The following is a 19,980-nucleotide window of genomic DNA, read 5'->3' as shown; positions in this document are numbered from 1 at the left end:
ACCGGCCTCAGGTGTTGCGTCGGGCCGGTTTATTGTTTTGGTGGCGGTCTCTGTGGTGCCTATCTGACTATTTGCCAAAGGTTGATGCAAGTGTTGATTCGTCCTAAAGGACGCTAAATAAATGGAATCAGAAGTAATACCCAACGTTCACATACAACTGATTCTCCCACTGATCACTCCCGCCAGCCCCCAGACTCTGGGTATAGCTGCTACCCCCGATATACGGATCATTCTTGCCAAACAACCACTCTGCAGCGACCCACAATTTACTCACCGAAAACGAACTGCCCAGAATCATCCGCTCCGACGTCTTGAACTCGCTGGCGGATTTATCGAAGGCGCTGTAGTTGGCGTACAGCTTGACCCCGCTGACCTGATCGAACAGGTATTTCCCGGCCACGTCGTAGCTGAGATCCGCCACATAGAGATTGCCGCGGCTGGCGACGTTGTACGTGCCGTCATAACCGCCAAGAGTCACCAACTCATCAGTGCCAGGATTGCGCGGCGACATCTGTTGCCGCGCCGCCTGCAATTGCACGCCCCATGGGCCGTTCTTGCCCAGGTAGTGAATGGCCACGGCGTTGCGCCGGCCATCATCATTGGTGTCCTTGTTCTCCAGCGATGAGCTCAGGCCCGAGAGGCCGACTTCCGATTTCCACGGTCCCAGGTCCAGTGCCTTGGCCACCCGAAGCACCACGGTGTTGCGCTCCTGATTGTTGCTGCCGTCGGCGACGTAGCTGTCGGCTTCGGACACCACGCTGGAATAGGTGACCCCGTTGCTGGTGCCTTTGCCTTGCCACGCCGGGCGCAAGTAGTAACCGGCCTGGAGGTTCCAGTCGCCCGATTGCTGGATGTATTTGGCGCCGACCTGTTGCACATCTTCCAGGCCGATGACGTTGCCGAGGGTTTCGTAGAAGGTGCTGCCGAAATACGGCTGCAAACCGAACGGCACCGTGTTCAGGCCCACTTGCACTTGCTGGTCGGGATTGAACTTGTAGCCGGCCCACGCGAACTTGGCGAACTGGATATCGCCGTAATTCCTGGTGTACTGATACGGATAGGACCGGCCATAAAAACGATATTGGGCCTCACCGATCCAGGTGTCGGAGTTGTATTTGGCGCTGAGGAACATGGTGTCCAGGCCAAATTTCTGGATGTCGCGATCCGGGTCGTAGTCCCAGCGCGCCCGAACTGCGCCGCCGAGGTCAAGATTATCGGTCACTTGCACGGCCATGGCAGGGGCCGCAAAGGTGCAGAACAGAGCGATGTACAGAGGACTGAGGCGCAGGGAAGCAGAGAAGGGCATGGGGCAGCTCTCGGTTATTTTTATATGAGATGCCGGCAAGTCTTGCGATGAACGGTGGGTTGAACAAACGATTAAAAATGCACGGGAACCTTCCTTCGATGCATGTTACTTGGAAAATCCTGTAGGACAATGCGTGGCGGCCATGGGATGCTTGGCCGATCAGCTAACGTCCTCGAGTGCTTTTCATGAAACGCAAAATGCCCGGTCTTAATGCCCTCAAGGCGTTTGAAGTGGCCGGCAGCACCGGTAGTTTTACCCGCGCCGCCGAGTTGTTGAACGTGACCCAGAGTGCGGTCAGTCGCCAGGTGCGTCAGTTGGAGGAACAGTTGGGCGAGAGCCTGCTGGAGCGCCGCCACCATCACCTCGAACTGACCAGCGCCGGCAAAGTGCTGCTGCGGGCGTTGCATCAATCCTTCGACAAGATCGAGCTGACGGTGCGCAGCATCCAGCAGAAAACCCATTCCAATCGCCTGCACATCAACGCGCCGCCCACCTTTACCAACCGCTGGCTGATGCCACGTCTGGGGCGGTTGCGCGAGAAGCATCCCGAGCTGGAACTGAGCATCACCACGCGCTTGCAGGACAGCCTTGCGGAAACCAGCACCCTCGACTGTGCGATCCGTTTCGGCGACGGCGAATGGGATGGCCTGGACAGCTCGATGCTGATTCAGGAACGGCACATCGCGGTGTGCGCGCCGACCTTGTATGCGCGGGAGTGGAGCGAGCAGGGCATCGACCTCAATCGCCTGACATTGCTGCATGTGCTGGCTCGGGAGGACCAGCGCTACCTGACCTGGAAACACTGGCTGGACGCCGCACGCATCACCGGGGTCGATACCCAGGGCGGGTATGAATTCGACCTGCTGGACCTGGCCATTCGTGCGGCCGTAGACGGCTTGGGCATCACCATCGCCGACTGGCACATGGTCGCCCCGGAACTGGCCAGCGGGTATCTGACCCAGGTGCTCAATGTGCATGTGGAAGGGCACCAGTCCTATTGGCTGGTGACCCGGCCGGAGCAGACCCTGATGCCGCAATTGCAGGTGTTCAGCCAGTGGTTGCAGGAAGAAATCTGGTTGGCACAACGGCAGCTCGAACCCTCAACCGCCGCTCTCTAACCCACACAAATCCCCCTGTGGGAGCGGGCTTGCTCGCGAATGCGGAGTGTCATGCACTATCAATGCAGCGGATCCACCCCCTTCGCGAGCAGGCTCGCTCCCACATGAGACTGCGTTCTTTCGAAGTAACCTGCGTTTTTCGAATGTTTGCCCGCTCAATAAATCGTTTGTTCAACCCGCTCAGGATGCCAAGACTGCTCGAACTGGATAAAAACAACGATGGGCGATGCACATGCGACTCGAGCGAAATTTTGTTAACGGCCACTTCATCGAACCTGCCAGCGACGCGCTGATCGCAGTCTATAACCCGGCGACCGAAGCACTGGTCGGCCACGTCTCGGCAGCCACCGCTGTCGAAGCGGTCAACGCGGTAGAAGCGGCTGCCGCTGCGCAAAAGGTCTGGGGCAAACTCACCAGCATCGAACGCGCCGAGCACCTGCGTTCCTTCGCCGATGCCTTGGACGCCTGTGCTGAAAACATCGGCGCCGCGCTGGCGGCCGAATCCGGCAAAAGCGTGGCCGATGCCAGCAACGAAGCCCGTTACGCCGCGCAGATCACTCGGTATCACGCCGAGTGGGCCCGCCGCATTGAAGGCGAGATCATTCCCAGCGACAGCCCGAACGAAAACCTGTTCCTGCACCGCGAAGCGATTGGTGTGGTCGCGTGCCTGATTCCGTTCAACTACCCGGTCTATACGCTGCTGCGCAAAATCGCCCCGGCGCTGATTGCCGGCAACACCGTGGTGGTGCGCCCGAGCAACAACACACCGACCTCGGCCTTTGAAATCGCCAAGGCCGTCGCGCAATCCGGACTGCCGGCGGGTGTGGTGAACATCCTGACCATGGATCACGCCACCGCGGCCGCCGTGTGCACGCACAAGGCTGTGGGCCTCATTACCTTGACCGGCAGCGTCAACGCCGGGCGCATCGTGCTCGATTACTGCAAGGCCAATATCGCCAAGCCATCGCTGGAGCTGGGTGGTAAAACCCCGGCGATCATCGAAGCCGACGCCGACCTTGAAGCCGCCGCGACGGCCATCGTCGCCTCGAAAACCACCCACTGCGGCCAGTTGTGCACGGCGGTGGAGCGGGTCTACGTGCAGGAAAGCGTCTATGAACAATTTCTCGCGCTGCTGAAAGCGAAAATCAGCGCCGTGAAGTTCGGCGACCGTGCCACCGACGCCAGCCTGATGGGCCCGTTGGTCAACGCCAGTTCGCAGCAGAACATCCACGCCATGGTCGAGCGCGCCATCGCGGACGGCGCGGTCCTGGAAACCGGTGGTTTTATCCCGCAAGGCAACGGCCATTTCTATCCGCCGACCCTGCTCAGCAGCTGCCGCCAGGACATGGAAATCATCCAGGAAGAAATCTTCGGCCCGGTGCTGCCGGTGCTCAAGTACCGCGATATCGACGAAGCGCTGGCGATGGCCAACGACCATCAGTTCGGGCTGTCCTCGGTGCTCTACACCGAGAACTACCGCACCACGATGAAAGTCGCCAACGCCATCGAAGCCGGCGAGCTGTACGTCAATCGCACTCCGGCCGACCCGTACCAGGGCTTCCACGCCGGCTGGAAACGCTCCGGCCTGGGCGGCGATGACGGCAAGCACGGCATGCTCGAATTCACCCAGACCCGTCTCGTAGTGATGAAGTACTGATCCACCGGCCACACGCCTCACGCAACACCCATAAAAACAATTAACAGGGCCACCCGGACCACCGGGCGACCAGAGGTCACCTAGATGTCCAAGCAAGCATCCACTGCTGCCGCTGTTCAGGGTTCGAATGCGGGTTCAATCAGCCAGAGCGACAAGGGCAGTCGCTATGTCCAACTGATGTTATTGGTGCTGGCCGCCGGTGCGATCTACCCGATCCTGTACCTGCGCCAGGTCTACCAGACCACCATGCTCGAAGTGTTCCAGATCAACCACAGCGAGCTGGGTTATCTGTATTCGATGCTCGGTACGATTTTCCTTTTGAGCTATTTGCCGAGCGGTTGGCTGGCGGATCGCATCGCCCCACGCTTCCTGATTTTCTTCTCGCTGGTGGCCACCGGTGCCTTGGGCCTGTGGTACTCCACCGCGCCGTCGATGACCGGTTTGATGATCATCTTCGGTTGCTGGGGCCTGACCACCGGCCTGACGTTTTGGGCCTCGGTGCTCAAGCGCGTGAAGATGATTGCCCATCACACCGAGCAGGGCCGCTTCTTCGGCATCCTCGATGGCGGTCGCGGGCTGGTCGAAGCCTTGCTGGCAACGGTTGCGCTGGGGCTGTTTGCCTTCGCCACCGAGACGCGCGGCGAGTCGGCGGCTGAAGGCTTCAAGCACGTGGTCTACCTGTATGCCTTCACCTGTATCGCCATCGGCTGTGTGCTGGTGTTGATCAAGGACCCGAAGTCGATGGAAGACACGGCGGCGGTGGAGAAGGGCAAATACAACCTGCTCAGCGACCTGACCACCCTGGTGAAAATCCCGGAGCTGTGGCTGGTCACCGCCATTGTGTTCTGCGGTTATCACATCTTCTGGGCCACCTACAGCTTCTCCGATTACCTGCAGGGCGGCGGCATGACCGCGGTCATGGCCGGCACGATCACCACGATCAAGCTGTGGATGCGCCCGATTGGCGGCATCGGCGGCGGCTGGCTGGGTGACAAGTTTTCGAACATCTCGGTGCTGATCGTGGCGCTGTTCTGCGCGACGTTGGCGATGGTCGGCCTGATCGTGTTCCCGGCGCTTAACAGCATGGGCCTGCTGGTCGGCACAGTGATTTTCATCGGCCTGATGACCTATGCGATTCGCGGTTTGTACTGGGCGATCCTCGACACCTGCAACATTCCGCTGCGCATCACGGGGCTGGCCATCGGCATTGTCTCGGTGGTCGGTTACCTGCCGGACGCCTTCATTCCTTTGATCAACGGCTACCTCACCGAGCATTTCCCGGGTGCCTTTGGTTACAAGCTGTATTTCGGCTACATCGCTTTCGTCGGCCTGCTGGGCACTCTCGCGGCGCTGACCTTGCGTGCTCGTATCAATCGTAAATCCCTGATCAAGACAGGTGCCTGAGATGAAAATCGTCGCCCTTGAAACCCATATCGTTGCCGTACCGCCACCGCACATCGGCGGGATGTACTGGCTGTTCGTCAAGATCAAAACCGATTGCGGCATCGAAGGCGTGGGCGAGATCTACGCCGCGACCTTCGGCCCCAAAGCCATGTTGCCGATCATCGAAGACGTGTTCGAACGCTACTTGCTCAACCACGACCCACACCACATCGAACGCTTCTTCCGTCAGGCTTATTCGAGCGGTTTCACCCAGCGTCCGGACCTGACCATGATGGGCGTGGTCAGCGGCCTGGAAATGGCCTGCTGGGACATCATTGGCAAAGCGGCGAACAAACCGGTCTACGAATTGCTCGGCGGCAAGGTCAACGAGCGCCTGCGTTCCTACACCTACCTCTACCCGGTGAACAGCCAGGGCGAGTATGACTACGACGACCCGGACCTGGCCGCCGAGTGCGCCATCGAGAACATGAACAAAGGCTTCACCGCGGTGAAATTCGACCCGGCCGGGCCGTACACCGCGTACTCCGGGCATCAGATTTCCCTGGAAGTGCTGGAGCGCTGCGAAACCTTCTGCCGCAAGATCCGCGAAGCGGTCGGCGACAAGTGCGACCTGCTGTTCGGCACGCACGGGCAAATGGTGCCGTCCTCGGCGATTCGCCTGGCCAAGCGCCTGGAGAAGTACGATCCGCTGTGGTTCGAAGAGCCGGTGCCGCCAGGTCAGGAAGAAGCCATGGCGCAGGTCGCGGCCAAGACTTCGATTCCGATTGCCACCGGTGAGCGCCTGACCACCAAGTACGAATTCTTCAAGCTGCTGCAAGCCGGCGGCGCGTCGATTCTGCAGATGAACGTCGCCCGTTGCGGCGGTCTGCTGGAAGCGAAAAAGATCGCCAGCATGGCTGAAGCCTATTACGCGCAGATCGCCCCACACCTTTACAACGGGCCGATTGGCGCGGCTGCGAGTTTCCAGTTGGCGACCTGCACACCGAACTTCCTGATCCAGGAAAGCATCATGACCTGGGGCGGTTTCCATGCGGAAGTCCTGACCAAGCCGCTGCAATGGGAGGACGGCTACATCATCCCGTCCACCGAACCGGGCCTGGGCGTGGAACTGAATATGGATGTGGTGCGCAAGCATTCGCCGTATACCGGTGAGCGCCTGCACCTGCAAATGGCGCCGACCCCGGCGGACGTCAAAGACACATCGCCAGCCAGAGGCTGATGGGATACCTCCTTTACGGACATGGCGCAGTGCCCTTGTGGGAGCGAGCCTGCTCGCGAAAGCGTCAGGTCAGTCAACATTGATGTTGAATGTGCTGCTGCCTTCGCGAGCAGGCTCGCTCCCACAGGGTTCGCGTTTTGACTGATGGATGGGTGGTTTTTTTGTACAACGACTTACGCGGTAACCCTGCATGACTTACGACTACATCATCGCTGGCGCTGGCGCCGCAGGCTGCATCCTGGCCAACCGGCTCTCGGCCAGTGGCAAACATTCGGTGTTGCTGCTGGAAGCGGGCGGCAAGGACAGTTCCTTGTGGTTCAAGATCCCGGTCGGCTTCGCCAAAATGTACTACAACCCGACCTTCAACTGGATGTATTACAGCCAGCCACAAAAGCAACTGGGCAACCGCGAAATATACGCACCACGCGGCAAAGTGCAGGGCGGTTCGGGCTCGATCAACGCGATGATCTACGTCCGTGGCCAGGCCCACGACTTTGACGATTGGGCAGCCAACGGCAATGAAGGCTGGGGCTTTAAAGATGTACTGCCGTATTTCCGCAAGCTGGAAAACCATCCGCTGGGCGACAGCGAATACCACGGCGGCAGCGGTCCGATCAGCATCACGCCGATGAAGGGCCAGACCCATCCGATCTGCGATGTGTTCCTCAAAGGCTGCGATGAACTCGGCTACCCCCACAGCGACGATTTCAACGGGCCGAAATTCGAAGGCTCGGGTATCTATGACGTCAACACCAAAAATGGCCAGCGTTGCTCCAGCAGCTTTGCGCATTTGCACCCGGCCTTGAGCCGACCAAACCTGACCGTCGAGCATTACGCGCTGGTCGACCGAGTGCTGTTCGACAATGGCCGCGCGACCGGGATTTCGATCACCCAGCATGGCGTGGTGCGAACCTTCACCGCCAACAAGGAAGTGATTCTTTGCGCCGGCGCGGTGGACACGCCGAAGATCCTGCAACTGTCCGGTGTCGCGGATCAGGCGCTGCTGGCCAAACACAAGATCCCGATGGTCAAGCACCTGCCAGCGGTGGGGCAGAACCTGCAGGATCACCTGTGTGCCAGCTATTACTACAAGGCCAATATCCCGACGCTCAACGATGAACTGAGTTCGCTGTTCGGTCAGTTCAAACTCGGTTTGAAGTACCTGTTCACCCGCAAGGGCGCGCTGGCGATGAGCGTCAATCAGGCCGGCGGATTCTTCCGTGGCAATGAGCAGCAAACCAACCCGAACCTGCAGTTGTACTTCAACCCGCTGTCGTACCAGATCCCGAAAAACAACAAGGCCAGTCTCAAGCCGGAGCCGTACTCGGGTTTCCTGTTGTGCTTCAACCCGTGCCGGCCGACCAGTCGCGGGCACATCGAGATTGCCTCGAAAAACCCACGGGACGCGGCGCTGATTGACCCCAACTACTTGAGTACGCAAAAAGACATCGACGAGGTCATTCAGGGCAGCCGCTTGATGCGCAAGATCATGCAGGCACCGGCGCTCAAGGGCATCACTGTTGAAGAAGTGTTGCCGGGGCCGGTCGTCGAAACCGACGAGCAGATGCTGCAGTATTTCCGCGAAAACAGTGGTTCGATCTACCACCTGTGCGGCTCCTGCGCCATGGGTTCGGACGAGCAGAAGTCCGTGGTCGACCAGCGCTTGAAAGTCCATGGTCTTGAGGGATTGCGCATCGTCGATGCGTCGATTTTTCCTAACGTGACGTCGGGGAATACCCACGCGGCGGTGTTGATGGTGGCCGAGAAGGGCGCCGACCTGATTTTGCAGGACGCCTGATTTCACAACCTCTGTGTATCAAAAATGAATTTCCGCCAAGTCCGCTGCTCATACTTGATAGGCAGCGGATTTATTGCGCGAAATCATGGGTGTATTCAGGGAGTGTTGAAATCATGGGGCCAGTATCGACGGTGGGCACGAACGTAACTGGCGGGTTGATTCTTGTGGTCGAGGATGACCCGCTGATCCTGGAATTTCTCTGCGAAATTCTTCAGGAAGAGGGGTTCGTGGTTCAGCCACAAACCAGCGCGGACGCCGCTTCTGTGTATCTGGAGCAGCACTCGGACAACGTCCGCCTGTTGCTCACCGACATCACCATGCCGGGCAAGCTCAATGGCGCTGACTTGGCCAATCAGTTTGGCGACCGCTGGCCCGAGAAGCCGATCATGATCATGTCCGGTTTCGAAACCCCGCAAAGCTCCGGTGTCCGGCATGCCGTCTCGTTCATCAAGAAGCCCTGGGCGCTCGGCCAATTGCTCGACTGTGTCGAGGGTGCCTTGAAGTCCAAGCCCCTTGGCTGAAACGTTGTTGCGCTGCATGAGTCCATCTCGCAAGTAAATGCTACATTGCCCGGCACACCCGCCAGGCCTTGCGAGAGGAAGCTCATCCTTGTCTGCTCATCGATCCGTTTTCAACACACCGTACCGCGCGTTCCTGTTCGACATGGACGGCACCGTGCTCAACTCCATTGCCGCCGCCGAGCGGATCTGGACGATCTGGGCCGTGCGCCATGGGGTGGAGGTCGCGTCGTTCCTGCCAACCATTCACGGCGCCCGCGCCATTGATACGGTGAACCGCCAGGGTTTGCCGGGCGTGGATGCCGAAGCTGAAGCCGCGTGGATTACCGCGGCGGAAATCGAGGACGTGGAAGGGGTTGTCGAGGTGCGTGGGGCCGCGGCATTTCTTCGGACCTTGCCGGCCGGTCAATGGGCGATCGTCACGTCCGCACCCAGAGCGCTGGCGTTGCGCCGGATGGCGGCGGCGGGAATACCCGAGCCTGAGGTCATGGTGACTGCCGAGGAGGTCAGCGCCGGGAAACCGGATCCTGCAGGTTACCGGTTGGCGGCCAAGCGGCTGGGTGTCGAGGTGACGGACTGCCTGATCTTCGAAGACGCCACCGTAGGCATTCTCGCGGCAGAAGCGGCGGGGGCGGATTTGGTGATCATCACCGAGACGCATGAGCATCCGATCCAGACGCAACATGCGACGTTGGCTAACTATCAGTCGGTCACCGCATCCGTCGATCCCGACCACTCTCTGCGCCTCAAACAAATCTAAATGTGGGAGCGAGCCTGCTCGCGAAAGCGGTGGATCAGTCGATATTGATGTGACTGACCCACCGCATTCGCGAGCAGGCTCGCTCCCACAATGGTTCTTTGTACTCGCTAATAGAGTCCGGGTATCAGCCGCCATGTGCTGGCGCAATAACTGTCGTATTCCCCGCCAAATTGCGCCCTCAACAACGCTTCTTCCGAGTGAATCCGCGCAATCAGCGGAATCACCGTCAACGCCGCCAGCAGCAACCCGACACCCGAACGAAAGGCCAGCGCCCAGCCCACGGCAATTACCAGCATCCCCAGGTAACTGGGGTTGCGCAGGCGCCGATAAATCCCGTCGGTAACCAGCGTGTGCCCAGGCTGAATCGCCACCAATCCACTGAAACGTTTGCCCAATACAAACACTGGCCACAAGCGAAGTGCGCCACCGAGGCAGAACAGCAATGCGCCGATCCAGCGCAGGCCTTCACCGCCAAAGGTCCAGAAGTCGATCCGGTCGGTGTAGGCCGGCAGGAATCCGCTGAGCAACCCGATCACCCCGAACGCCGGAAGCACCCAGCGATTGGCCCGGTCTTCACGTTCACCGGAACTCAGATTGACCTCGGTGAACAACGACAACACGGTCATCACTACGGTTACGAGGGCAACCACCACCAGCGACCCATGCGCAAAAAACGCCGCAAACCCGCCCATGCCCCACACGGCAAGACCGAGGTAGGCGAGGGTGCCGACGATGGCGAAGAACGCCAGTTTGGCCGAGATTTTCATGGCGCAGGTTCCAGGTCTGGACCGATACGTTGAGTGTAGATGCTCAAGCTGTTCCGCCGGATTGAGCTAGCCTCATCTGACGGTCGGGTCAAGCGAAGGAGGGACAATGTGGCCTTACAAGCGAGCGAGCGAGAAGACCCGAAACGATGGCATCACCAGACATTCCATGGTGCTGGCGATACTGCTTGCCGTCATTGGCGCAGGCATCGTCGCGTGCGCTTCACGTCCGCCATCCTCGCTTTCACCTTATTCAGTGATCGTTCTCCCGCGGACATCGTCATCGCCAGGTGAGCTGAGTGTGCGATTCATGGGCGTGTCGACCCTGATGCTCAGCGATGGACAGACATCAATCATGACCGACGGTTTTTTTTCCCGGCCGGAGCTGTTCAAGGTATTGCTCGGTCGGATCGGGCCGGACAACGAACGCATCGATGCGGCGTTGCACACCCTTTGCAATCCGCGATTGGCCGCAGTGATGGTGGCGCACTCCCATTTCGATCATGCGCTCGACTCGGCGGTGGTCGCATCGCGTACCGGGGCCGTGTTGGTGGGATCGGCATCAGTGGCCAATATCGGCCTGGGGGCGGGCCTGGCGCCAGAACGAATCAAGTCCGTCGACACTCAAGGTCCTTTCAGGTTCGGCGACTTCAAGGTGCAAGCGTTCCAGTCGCCACACTCTCCTGACGCGAAATTCCCCGGGACCATCACTGCGCCGCTGACCGCTCCCGCCAGAGCCAGCGCGTACAAGGAGGGGGGCAATTACTCCTATCTGATCGACCACAACGGTTTGCGGATTCTCATCCATCCCAGTGCCAACTTCACCCCGGGCCTGTTCAAGGGCGTCAAGGCAGACATCGTGTTTCTGGGCATCGGCACCCTCGGCAAGCAAGACCTGCGGTTCGCGCAGGACTACTGGCATGAAGTGGTGCAAACCACCGGCGCGCGGTTGGTGATTCCGATTCACTGGGATGATTTTTTCGAATCACTCGACAAGGGATTGCAACCGATGCCTGAGTGGATGGACCCTTTCGATGTTGCGATGCAGCGACTGATGCCGATGGCCCTGGCCGATGGCGTGAGCTTGCGATTGATGCCGCTGTTTGACCCGGTCGATGTGCGGGCAGCGCTGGCGGCGCACTCGCGTTCAGGTGTTGATGTCGGCCCTGGCATTGCGCCGGATCACCTGCGGCGGTTGGCCGAATGCCCTTAGAAAGGCTTCGCGCATGCGGCGTCTATCCGTGAATCCGGCTTCGGTGGCGATCTGATCGAGGGTCAGGCGCCCGCGTTCGAGCATCTGCCGCGCCGCTTCCAGCCGCAGGTTTTCGATGGCTTTGGCCGGCGTCTGCCCGGTCTCTGCGCGAAAGCTGCGGCTGAATTGGCGCGGGCTCAGGCGCGCCACGTCGGCCAGTTGCTCCACCGACAGCGGCGAAGCCAAATGCTCCCGGGCGTAGCCAAGAACGGTCTGAATACGGTCGGATTTTGGTGCCAGTTCCAGCAATGCCGAATGCTGGGACTGGCCTCCCGCACGACGTTGGTACATCACCAGCTTCTGCGCCACGGAGCGCGCCAGTTCGGCACCGTGATCCTTCTCGACCATGGCCAGCGCCAAGTCAATGCCGGCGGTCATGCCGGCCGAGGTCCAGATCGAGCCGTCGACCACGTAGATGCGGTCTTCTTCCACCTTGATCGAGGGAAACCGCGCTTGCAGGTCCCGGGCATAAGCCCAGTGCGTGGTGGCCCGCCGTCCGTCGAGTAAACCCGCCTGGGCCAGCACGAACGCCCCGGAACAAATCGATGCCATCCGCCGTGCAGTGCTCACGTTGTCGCGCAGGTAGGTCAGCACGCTGTCGGGCGCCTGTTCGACGATGCAGTCGCCACCGACCACGATGACCGTATCGAATACCCGCTCACCGAACGCCTGGGTCCCGACGCTTAATCCCCCGGAGGCGCGCAGCGTGCTGCCATCCTCGGAGATCACGTTGACGTCATACAGCGTCTCGCCGGCGCTGAAATTGGCGTACTCGAACACCGGCATCGCGGCCAGCGCCATGGACTGGAAGCCCTCGAATACCACAAATGCCACGCTAGTCATTGCCAGACCCTCAAAAGGACATGTCCTGAAAACGTACTTTAAACGTCATTTGAGACAAGTGTAAGAGTCTCTATAACTGTTCACACCCGGCGAACTGATCGCCTCACTGTGAAGGAAACTCGACATGGCTCTCTCATCCAAAGGCACCGCACTGATCACAGGCGCCTCTTCGGGCATCGGCGCGGTGTACGCCGACCGTCTCGCACGTCAGGGTTACGACCTGATTCTAGTCGCCCGCAGCCAGACCAAACTGAACGCGCTGGCGAACCACCTGAGCAACGAAACCGGGCGCGCGGTGGAAGTGGTCGCTGCCGATTTGAAAGTCAAAGCCGATGTGCTGCGGGTCGAGGAAATCCTGCGTAACGACGCCAGCATCACCTTGTTGGTCAACAACGCCGGCGTCGGTGCTGTCATGCCATTGCTGGGCAGCCCGGTGGATGAGATGGAGGACATGATCACCCTTAACGTTACCGCGCTGATGCGTCTGGCATACGCCGTGGTGCCAGGCTTCGTCGCCCGTGGCACTGGCACCGTGGTTAACATTTCGTCGATCGTTGCCGTCGCGCCAGAAATCCTCAACGGCGTATACGGCGGGACCAAGGCCTTTGTCCTGGGCTTGAGCCAGTCGATGCACCACGAACTGGCGGATAAAGGCATTCGTATCCAGGCGGTATTGCCCGGTGCGACCGCAACCGATTTCTGGAACGAGGCCGGCAACCCGGTGGAAAACCTGCCGCAAGAGATCGTGATGTCGGCGCAAGACATGGTCGATGCCGCGCTGGCGGGTTTGGCAAACGGCGAAGTGGTGACCATTCCGAGCCTGCACGATGGCGAGCAATGGGACCGTTTCGAAGGCCAGCGCCAGACCCTTTCCGGGTTGTTCGGCAACTCCAGCGCCGCACCGCGTTATCGCTAAACAAGGGGTCAGGGCGTCGCCAGTAATTTCGGCCATGACACAAAACCTGTGGCGAGGGAGCTTGCTCCCGCTGGACTGCGCAGCAGGCCCATCTTTGGGGCCGCTTCGCTGCCCAGCGGGAGCAAGCTCCCTCGCCACAGTGTTCAGCGCAGGGCCGTGAGCTGGGCAGGGTGAACTAAGCTTGAATAAGAAGGGTTCACCTTTGGGACACCCGCGATGCTTCACATCAAGACACCGTTGATCCTGCACTTGGGCCTGTCGACACCGACCCGACGGATCTGGTTGAAGATGGAAAACCTGCAACCCAGCGGTTCGTTCAAGCTGCGTGGCATGGGGTTTCTGTGCAGTCAGGCCAAGGCGCAGGGCAAACGCCGAGTGGTGTGTCCTTCGGGCGGCAATGCCGGGTTTGCCACCGCCATTGCTGCCGCGAGCCTGGGGTTGAGCGCCTGTATTGTGGTGCCGCACACCACCCCTGAATCGACCCGCGCGAGGATCCGCAAAACCGGTGCTGAAGTGATCGTGCACGGCAAGGTCTGGGACGAGGCCAATCAACGCGCCAAAGAAAGTTCACAGGATGCTGACACCGAATACGTACCGGCCTTCGATCACCCGGTGTTGTGGGAAGGGCACAGCACTCTGGTCGATGAAGTGCTGGAAGTGTGTCCTCAAATGGATGCGATGGTGACGTCGGTGGGCGGGGGCGGATTATTGGCGGGAATCCTCACGGGGTTGATGCGCCATGGGCGCACGGATTGCCGGATCATCGCTTGCGAAACCGAGGGGGCGGCTTCTTTCACGGCGGCCATGAAAGCTGGGCATCCGGTCCGGTTGCCGCGCATCGACACTGTGGCGACCTCGCTGGGCGCGGCAAAAGTTGCGCCCTGGCCGGTGCAGCACCTGCGCGATTTCCCTCACCAATGCGTCGTGCTCAGCGATGAGGACGCGATCATGGGCGTCGTGCGTTTCGCCAGCGACCTGCGTCAGCTGGTGGAGCCTGCGTGCGGTGTGTCATTGGCGGTGGCGTACCTCGACCATCCCGCCATAGCCGATGCGCACGACGTGGTGATCGTGGTCTGTGGCGGGGTGAGTGTCAGTGCGCAATTAGTCGCCGGGTGGGCACGTTTATCCGCAGGGAAAGCGAAGTAGGGCTGGAAACGCTATCCAGGTGTCACAAGCCCCACCGCTGCCTTCATTCCCCCTGAATCAGAATGGCCCGAGCCAGGTCTTCATCAGTGGCGTTAAGGCCGGGATTGTCCTGACGGATTTTTTTCAGCACCGATTCCAGATAAACCCCGCGAATCGCACCACCACTGGCGACGAAGCTGGAGGCGTCATCCCGGGCGGGAATCATCAGTTTATGGTCCTTGAACGTCGAGTACAGCGAAGCCGAGACCCCGGCCGACGTGGCAACATCGCCCGCATCCACTTTGGCCATAGCCGAGCCGAAGGGTAAACACAGCATCAGGGAAGAGATGATAATCAGACGGCGCATGACGGTGTCCTCTGAAAGCGTGAAGCAAATAGGAAGTACCTCATAGCTTAGGATGCGCGGCGATCGCCAGGAGTTCCTTGACCGCGCGATTTCGTTCAAAACCGCAGGGTTGCTCCAGTGGTCAACCACCGATCACGCTCTCCTGTCAGGTAGCGGCCCGCCACCACATCAACGTCGATACGCTCGCCGAGGTGAAACCGTGGCCCGGCCTGCCATGCCTGTTCAGCACCTTGTTGGCCATAACGTTCGGCAATCCTCAGGGTGAGACTGACGAACAACACATTGCGCCGCTCCACAGCTATCAGCAGGCGCATTGCGGGGTTTCCTTCGCCGGGTCGTTGTTCTCGATCACTCGCTCTCCGGCACGCTCGAGCAGTGGATAGGCGAGGGCGGCGATGTGGTGGTGCACGCGGCGGTAATCGCGCAGCACGCGCTGGAAGAGGTCACCGGATTCGGCCCAGGTGTTTTTGTCCTCCTGCAATTGGCGAAAGTGCTCACGGCTGGCGTGCGCTTCCAGCTGCCTGACGGTTTCCTTGCGACTGATCAGTTGATGGGCGATGGCAATGTCTTCGCGCAGGAACACGCTGATCGCCAGGCTCAGGCTTTCCAGCAAGGCGTCGTGCAGCGGGGCGATGTTGCCCAGCTCGAATGCCGAGAACTGTTCGCCACGGCGCACCCGGCGCATGGCCAATTGCGCGAGGCTGCTGCAGAGAATGTCCGCCGCGTGTTCGAGGTTGATCACGAACAAGAGGATTTCCTGGGCGCGATCGGCATCGTCGTCGCTGATGCCTTCCTTGCCAATGTCGGCCAGATAAGCACGAATCGCTGCGCTGAGCAGGTCCAGGGACCGATCGATGCGTCGTACGTCGTCGACACAGGTCGGCGCCGAGGTGTGGAACAGCTGCAACAGGCGCCCGAGCATCGCCGAGAACATATCGGCCATGCGCAGGGCTTCCCGGGCCGCGTTGGACAAACCGATGTTGGCCACTTCCAGACCGGCCTCGTCCAGGTAGTGCGGCATTCCGGGATCGACTTCCCGCACCGGATTCGGCAGCAGCCGGGTCAGGGCATTGGCGAGTACGTCGGTCAAACCGATGAACACCAGCGCCAACACCAGATTGAAACCGCTGTGCAGGACCACGACCAGCGTCGACGGATTCAGGTTCGTCTCGGCCAGCCACCCGGCAAACGGCAACACCGCCAGCGCACCGACCACCCGCACCAGCAGATTACCCAGCGGCAAACGTCGACCGACATTCGATCCAGCGTTGATCAGTGACGGCAAGGTCCCGCCAATGTTCACGCCCAGGACCAACGCCACCAGGGTGGTCGCCGAGAGCATGCCGGTCGCGGCCAGCGAGACGATCAGCAACACCACGGCCACGCTGGAATGGCAGAGCCAGGTGAGCAGCAGCGCCACTAACAGTGCAATCAGCAGGTCACCGTCCAGGCTTTGCATGATCAATTGAAACACCGGCGTACTTTCGACCTGCGCCAGGGTTGAACCGAGCATGTGCAGGGCCAGCAGCATCAGCCCCAGGCCGATCAGCGCACAGCCGACACTTTCAAAACGGGAGTCATCGCGCAGGCGAAAGACGATCAACCCCGTCAGTAGCATCAGCGGCATGAGCATCGACATGTCGAGGCTGAGCAGTTGTACCACCAGGGTCGAACCGATATTGGCGCCCAGCATCATCGCCAGCGCCGGGGCCAGCGCGAGGGTGCCGGCGGCGGTGAACGAGGTCGCCATCAGGCTGACGGCGGTGCTGCTTTGCAGGAGGCCGGTGATGCCGATCCCCGACAGCAACGCCATCCAGCGGTTGTTCAGGTTGTGGCCCAGCCACTGGCGCAATGGCGATCCAAAGCCGCGCAGCAGCGCCGAAGAAATCATGTGAGTGCCCCACAGCAACAATGCGATGGCGCCTGCGAGGTTGATCAGTAGAGTCGTTCCCGACATGAGAACCCTCCTTTTTCAGTAGGGTTAAGCGCGGTTCATGTGGGAGCGAGCCTGCTCGCGAAAGCGGCGTATCAGCCAACGATGATGTTGCCTGACACTCTGCCTTCGCGAGCAGGCTCGCTCCCACAGGGGTTGGGGTGTTCAGGTCATCAGAACCACTGCTTGAAGCGGCGGATGTAGAGGATTTTCATGACCTGCGCGAAGACGCAGTAGCTGAGCAAGGTGCCCACCAGCCAAGGGAAGTACGCCCACGGCAATGGCTGCAAACCGACCAGCGTGCCCAGCGGCGAGAACGGAATGTAGATGCCCAGCACCATCACCAACCCGGTCATCAGAATCACCGGCAACGCCGCCGTGCTCTGGAAGAACGGGATCTTCTGTGTGCGCAACATGTGCACCACAAGCGTCTGCGACAGCAGCCCTTCGATGAACCAGCCGGACTGGAACAGGCCCTGCATTTCCACGCTGTTGGCGGCGAACACGTACCACATCAACGCAAACGTGGTGATGTCGAACACCGACGAGGTCGGCCCGATCCACAGCATGAAACGGCCGATGTTTTTCGCGTCCCACTTGCGCGGTTTGCTGAGGAATTCCTTGTCCATCTTGTCCCACGGCAGCGCCAGCTGAGAGATGTCGTACATGAGGTTTTGCAGCAGCAGGTGGATCGACAGCATCGGCAAAAACGGAATAAACGCACTGGCCACCAGCACCGAGAACACGTTGCCGAAGTTGGAACTGGCGGTCATGTTCAGGTACTTCATGATATTGCCGAAGGTTTCGCGGCCCTTGAGCACGCCTTCTTCGAGCACCATCAGGCTCTTTTCCAACAGGATGATGTCGGCCGATTCCTTGGCAATGTCGGTGCCGCTGTCCACCGAAATACCGACGTCGGCATCGCGCAGGGCAGGGGCATCGTTGATGCCGTCGCCAAGGAAACCCACGGTGTGACCATTGGCCTGCAACGCCTTCAGCACCCGCGACTTTTGCAGCGGTGTCAGTTTGGCGAACACCGTGCGTTCTTCGACACGCAGCTTGAGGGTGGTGTCGTCCATGTTCTCGATGTCCTGGCCAAGCAGCGGGGTGCCCGGTTCCAGGCCGACGTCGCGGCAGATCTTGCAGGTGACGACCGCGTTGTCGCCGGTCAGCACCTTGACCGTCACGCCCATGTCCCGCAGCGCAGCAATCGCCGGGCCTGCGGTTTCCTTCGGTGGATCGAGGAAGGTCAGGAAGCCGCGAATCACCAGCTCGCGTTCATCTTCGGTGGTGTACTGGTTTTTGCTCTGCGCTTTCGGGATCTCGCGGGTGGCGACCAGCAGCACCCGGAAGCCGTCCTCGTTGTATTCGTTGGCCAGGGCCAGCAAGTCTTTGCGGCGCTGATCATCGAGGGCGACAACGCTGCCGTTTTCATGGAAGTGACTGGCGATGGACAGCATTTCCTCGACCGCGCCTTTGCACACCATCAGATGATCGTCGCGGCTGTCCTTGACGATGATCGACAGGCGCCGGCGGACGAAATCGAATGGCAGTTCATCGACCTTGCTGTAGGCGAACGGCACTTTAAACTTTGGATTCGCGTTGGCAAATTGCACCACCGCCTGATCCATCAGATTCTTCAAACCGCTCTGGTGATGGCTGTTGAGCCACGCCAGTTCGAGGATCGAGTCGTCGCGCCGGCCATGGCTGTCGACGTGGTGCTCGAGAATGATCTTGTCCTGGGTCAGGGTGCCGGTCTTGTCCGTGCACAGCACGTCCATCGAACCGAAGTTCTGGATCGCATTGAGGCGCTTGACCACCACTTTGCGCTTGGCCATGGCCATCGCGCCTTTGGCCAGGTTGGCGCTGACAATCATCGGCAGCATTTCCGGGGTCAGCCCGACCGCCACGGCCAGTGCAAACAGCAACGCGTCGCTCCAGTCGCCCTTGGAAAAACCGTTGAGCAAGAACACGATCGGCACCATCACCAGCATGAAGCGGATCAGCAGCCAGCTGACGCTGCTCACCCCACGGTCGAACGCCGTTTGCACGCGCGAGCCGACAATGGCTTTGGCCAGCGAGCCGAAGTAGGTGCGCGAGCCGGTCGCGACCACTACGGCTTTGGCGGTGCCGCTGACCACGTTGGTGCCCATGAAGCAGATGTTCGGCAGGTCGAGCAGGTTCGACTGATCGGCGGCGCTGCCGGTGGCCGACTTCTGGGCGACGTTGCCCAGGGTGTCGTATTTCTCGACGGGCAAGGCTTCACCGGTGAGCACGGCCTGGCTGATGAACAGGTCGCGGGATTCGATCAGGCGAATGTCCGCCGGGATCATGTCACCCGCACTGAGTTGCACGATGTCGCCGGCCACCAGCTCGCGCATCGGTACTTCGCGAAGGGTCGCCTCCTGGCCGCGTTGTCCGCGCCGCAGCACGGTGGCGGTGGTACGCACCATGGCCTTGAGGGTTTCGGCTGATTTGGCCGAGCGGTATTCCTGCCAGAACCGCAGCAGGCTGCTCAAGGTGACCATGGTCATGATGATAATGACCTTGGTCAGGTCGGCGTCGTCGCTTTCACCCTGGCTGATCGGCAGCCAGTAGTCGGTGAAGAAACTGATGCCGGCCAGGGTCAGCAATACATAGATGAAGGGATTGTTCAGGGCTTTGAGCAGTTGGACGAAGGCGTGAGGCGGCTTGTCGTGGGCGACTTCGTTGTAGCCGCCACGGGCCAGACGGCCCTCGGCTTCCAGTTCGGTGAGGCCGTCCGGGGTTGCATTGAGGTTGGCGAGGGTGACGGCCAGGCCGTTTTGGGCTTCTCGTGCGGCGCGCATCGACAGTTTGGCGTTGTCGCTGCGGGTGCCTTTGGTGCGGGAATCGGGGGTTTTTACTGTGGTCATCGCGTGTGCTCCTGCCGCTGCTTGCGGCACGACACACAGCCGGCTCAGCCAACTACAGGCGAGCGAATGTATGTCGAGCCGCAAACAAGCGATCGATGTCAGAAGT

General features: G+C 60.3%; 16 protein-coding genes and 1 pseudogene. 10 read left to right on the top strand and 7 right to left on the bottom strand.

The window, feature by feature from the left end; all coding sequences use genetic code 11:
• Window positions 1–127: 127 nt before the first annotated feature.
• Window positions 128–1,306 carry a hypothetical protein gene (locus AC07N8_RS20470; RefSeq protein WP_493145742.1) on the bottom strand — a complete coding sequence of 393 codons (1,179 nt, stop codon included), beginning with the start codon at window positions 1,304–1,306 and terminating at the stop codon, window positions 128–130.
• Between the two features lie 185 nt (window positions 1,307–1,491).
• Here AC07N8_RS20470 and AC07N8_RS20465 point away from each other — a divergent pair, with 185 nt between their 5' ends.
• The 7 genes from AC07N8_RS20465 (at window position 1,492) to AC07N8_RS20435 (ending at window position 9,780) form a co-directional block, all read left to right on the top strand.
• A complete protein-coding gene (locus AC07N8_RS20465; protein ID WP_493145743.1) occupies window positions 1,492–2,424 on the top strand; it encodes a LysR substrate-binding domain-containing protein in 933 nt (310 codons plus the stop codon).
• Between the two features lie 232 nt (window positions 2,425–2,656).
• Complete coding sequence (gene aldA / locus AC07N8_RS20460) at window positions 2,657–4,081, top strand: aldehyde dehydrogenase (protein ID WP_493145744.1); 1,425 nt, start codon at window positions 2,657–2,659, stop codon at window positions 4,079–4,081.
• 84 nt (window positions 4,082–4,165) lie between these two features.
• Complete coding sequence (locus tag AC07N8_RS20455; protein ID WP_493145745.1) at window positions 4,166–5,485, top strand: MFS transporter; 1,320 nt, start codon at window positions 4,166–4,168, stop codon at window positions 5,483–5,485.
• A gap of 1 nt (window position 5,486) precedes the next feature.
• Window positions 5,487–6,704, top strand: coding sequence for a mandelate racemase/muconate lactonizing enzyme family protein (locus AC07N8_RS20450; protein ID WP_483839673.1), 1,218 nt, complete (start codon window positions 5,487–5,489; stop codon window positions 6,702–6,704).
• A gap of 190 nt (window positions 6,705–6,894) precedes the next feature.
• On the top strand, window positions 6,895–8,502 hold the full coding sequence (locus AC07N8_RS20445; protein ID WP_493145746.1) for a GMC family oxidoreductase: 1,608 nt from the start codon (window positions 6,895–6,897) through the stop codon (window positions 8,500–8,502).
• Between the two features lie 113 nt (window positions 8,503–8,615).
• Window positions 8,616–9,023 (top strand): response regulator, encoded by a 408-nt coding sequence (locus AC07N8_RS20440; RefSeq protein WP_493145747.1) that lies wholly within the window; start codon window positions 8,616–8,618, stop codon window positions 9,021–9,023.
• Window positions 9,024–9,111: 88 nt separating this feature from the next.
• On the top strand, window positions 9,112–9,780 hold the full coding sequence (locus tag AC07N8_RS20435; RefSeq protein ID WP_493145748.1) for an HAD-IA family hydrolase: 669 nt from the start codon (window positions 9,112–9,114) through the stop codon (window positions 9,778–9,780).
• 107 nt (window positions 9,781–9,887) lie between these two features.
• Here the strand turns inward: AC07N8_RS20435 and AC07N8_RS20430 are convergent, their stop codons facing one another.
• Complete coding sequence (locus tag AC07N8_RS20430; RefSeq protein WP_483839669.1) at window positions 9,888–10,547, bottom strand: methyltransferase family protein; 660 nt, start codon at window positions 10,545–10,547, stop codon at window positions 9,888–9,890.
• Between the two features lie 307 nt (window positions 10,548–10,854).
• Here AC07N8_RS20430 and AC07N8_RS20425 point away from each other — a divergent pair, with 307 nt between their 5' ends.
• The gene (locus AC07N8_RS20425) at window positions 10,855–11,757 is read left to right on the top strand and encodes an MBL fold metallo-hydrolase (protein WP_493145749.1); all 903 of its coding nucleotides are present in this window, start codon (window positions 10,855–10,857) and stop codon (window positions 11,755–11,757) included.
• Here the strand turns inward: AC07N8_RS20425 and AC07N8_RS20420 are convergent.
• The gene (locus AC07N8_RS20420; RefSeq protein WP_493145750.1) at window positions 11,692–12,639 is read right to left on the bottom strand and encodes a GlxA family transcriptional regulator; all 948 of its coding nucleotides are present in this window, start codon (window positions 12,637–12,639) and stop codon (window positions 11,692–11,694) included. The two genes, AC07N8_RS20425 and AC07N8_RS20420, sit on opposite strands and share 66 nt — an antisense overlap.
• Before the next feature lie 124 nt (window positions 12,640–12,763).
• Between AC07N8_RS20420 and AC07N8_RS20415 the strand changes: the two genes are divergently transcribed.
• Window positions 12,764–13,555 carry an SDR family NAD(P)-dependent oxidoreductase gene (locus AC07N8_RS20415; RefSeq protein WP_493145751.1) on the top strand — a complete coding sequence of 264 codons (792 nt, stop codon included), beginning with the start codon at window positions 12,764–12,766 and terminating at the stop codon, window positions 13,553–13,555.
• Between the two features lie 216 nt (window positions 13,556–13,771).
• Complete coding sequence (locus tag AC07N8_RS20410; protein ID WP_493145752.1) at window positions 13,772–14,701, top strand: pyridoxal-phosphate dependent enzyme; 930 nt, start codon at window positions 13,772–13,774, stop codon at window positions 14,699–14,701.
• A gap of 43 nt (window positions 14,702–14,744) precedes the next feature.
• Here the strand turns inward: AC07N8_RS20410 and AC07N8_RS20405 are convergent, their stop codons facing one another.
• From AC07N8_RS20405 to mgtA, 4 genes and pseudogenes are all read right to left on the bottom strand, one after another.
• On the bottom strand, window positions 14,745–15,047 hold the full coding sequence (locus AC07N8_RS20405) for a DUF2388 domain-containing protein (RefSeq protein WP_483839665.1): 303 nt from the start codon (window positions 15,045–15,047) through the stop codon (window positions 14,745–14,747).
• Window positions 15,048–15,142: 95 nt separating this feature from the next.
• Window positions 15,143–15,316 (bottom strand): annotated as a pseudogene (locus AC07N8_RS20400) (PA4824 family protein); the annotation flags it as partial.
• 32 nt (window positions 15,317–15,348) lie between these two features.
• Window positions 15,349–17,004 (bottom strand): Na/Pi cotransporter family protein, encoded by a 1,656-nt coding sequence (locus AC07N8_RS20395; RefSeq protein ID WP_493145753.1) that lies wholly within the window; start codon window positions 17,002–17,004, stop codon window positions 15,349–15,351.
• Window positions 17,005–17,153: 149 nt separating this feature from the next.
• Window positions 17,154–19,874: a magnesium-translocating P-type ATPase gene (mgtA, locus tag AC07N8_RS20390; protein WP_493145754.1), complete on the bottom strand. Its 2,721-nt coding sequence runs from the start codon at window positions 19,872–19,874 to the stop codon at window positions 17,154–17,156.
• Window positions 19,875–19,980: the final 106 nt, after the last annotated feature.

Source organism: Pseudomonas sp. GW821-FHT10C09 (assembly GCF_059415465.1).
This window is presented reverse-complemented; position numbering and strand designations above follow the sequence as displayed.

Coding starts and splice junctions, on each gene's coding strand:
- mgtA (WP_493145754.1), bottom strand. CDS start 19,874: ATGACCACAGTAAAAACCCCCGATTCCCGCACCAAAGGCACCCGCAGC.
- AC07N8_RS20395 (WP_493145753.1), bottom strand. CDS start 17,004: ATGTCGGGAACGACTCTACTGATCAACCTCGCAGGCGCCATCGCATTG.
- AC07N8_RS20440 (WP_493145747.1), top strand. CDS start 8,616: ATGGGGCCAGTATCGACGGTGGGCACGAACGTAACTGGCGGGTTGATT.
- AC07N8_RS20415 (WP_493145751.1), top strand. CDS start 12,764: ATGGCTCTCTCATCCAAAGGCACCGCACTGATCACAGGCGCCTCTTCG.
- AC07N8_RS20445 (WP_493145746.1), top strand. CDS start 6,895: ATGACTTACGACTACATCATCGCTGGCGCTGGCGCCGCAGGCTGCATC.
- AC07N8_RS20455 (WP_493145745.1), top strand. CDS start 4,166: ATGTCCAAGCAAGCATCCACTGCTGCCGCTGTTCAGGGTTCGAATGCG.
- AC07N8_RS20430 (WP_483839669.1), bottom strand. CDS start 10,547: ATGAAAATCTCGGCCAAACTGGCGTTCTTCGCCATCGTCGGCACCCTC.
- AC07N8_RS20410 (WP_493145752.1), top strand. CDS start 13,772: ATGCTTCACATCAAGACACCGTTGATCCTGCACTTGGGCCTGTCGACA.
- AC07N8_RS20425 (WP_493145749.1), top strand. CDS start 10,855: ATGGGCGTGTCGACCCTGATGCTCAGCGATGGACAGACATCAATCATG.
- AC07N8_RS20465 (WP_493145743.1), top strand. CDS start 1,492: ATGAAACGCAAAATGCCCGGTCTTAATGCCCTCAAGGCGTTTGAAGTG.
- aldA (WP_493145744.1), top strand. CDS start 2,657: ATGCGACTCGAGCGAAATTTTGTTAACGGCCACTTCATCGAACCTGCC.
- AC07N8_RS20450 (WP_483839673.1), top strand. CDS start 5,487: ATGAAAATCGTCGCCCTTGAAACCCATATCGTTGCCGTACCGCCACCG.
- AC07N8_RS20420 (WP_493145750.1), bottom strand. CDS start 12,639: ATGACTAGCGTGGCATTTGTGGTATTCGAGGGCTTCCAGTCCATGGCG.
- AC07N8_RS20405 (WP_483839665.1), bottom strand. CDS start 15,047: ATGCGCCGTCTGATTATCATCTCTTCCCTGATGCTGTGTTTACCCTTC.
- AC07N8_RS20470 (WP_493145742.1), bottom strand. CDS start 1,306: ATGCCCTTCTCTGCTTCCCTGCGCCTCAGTCCTCTGTACATCGCTCTG.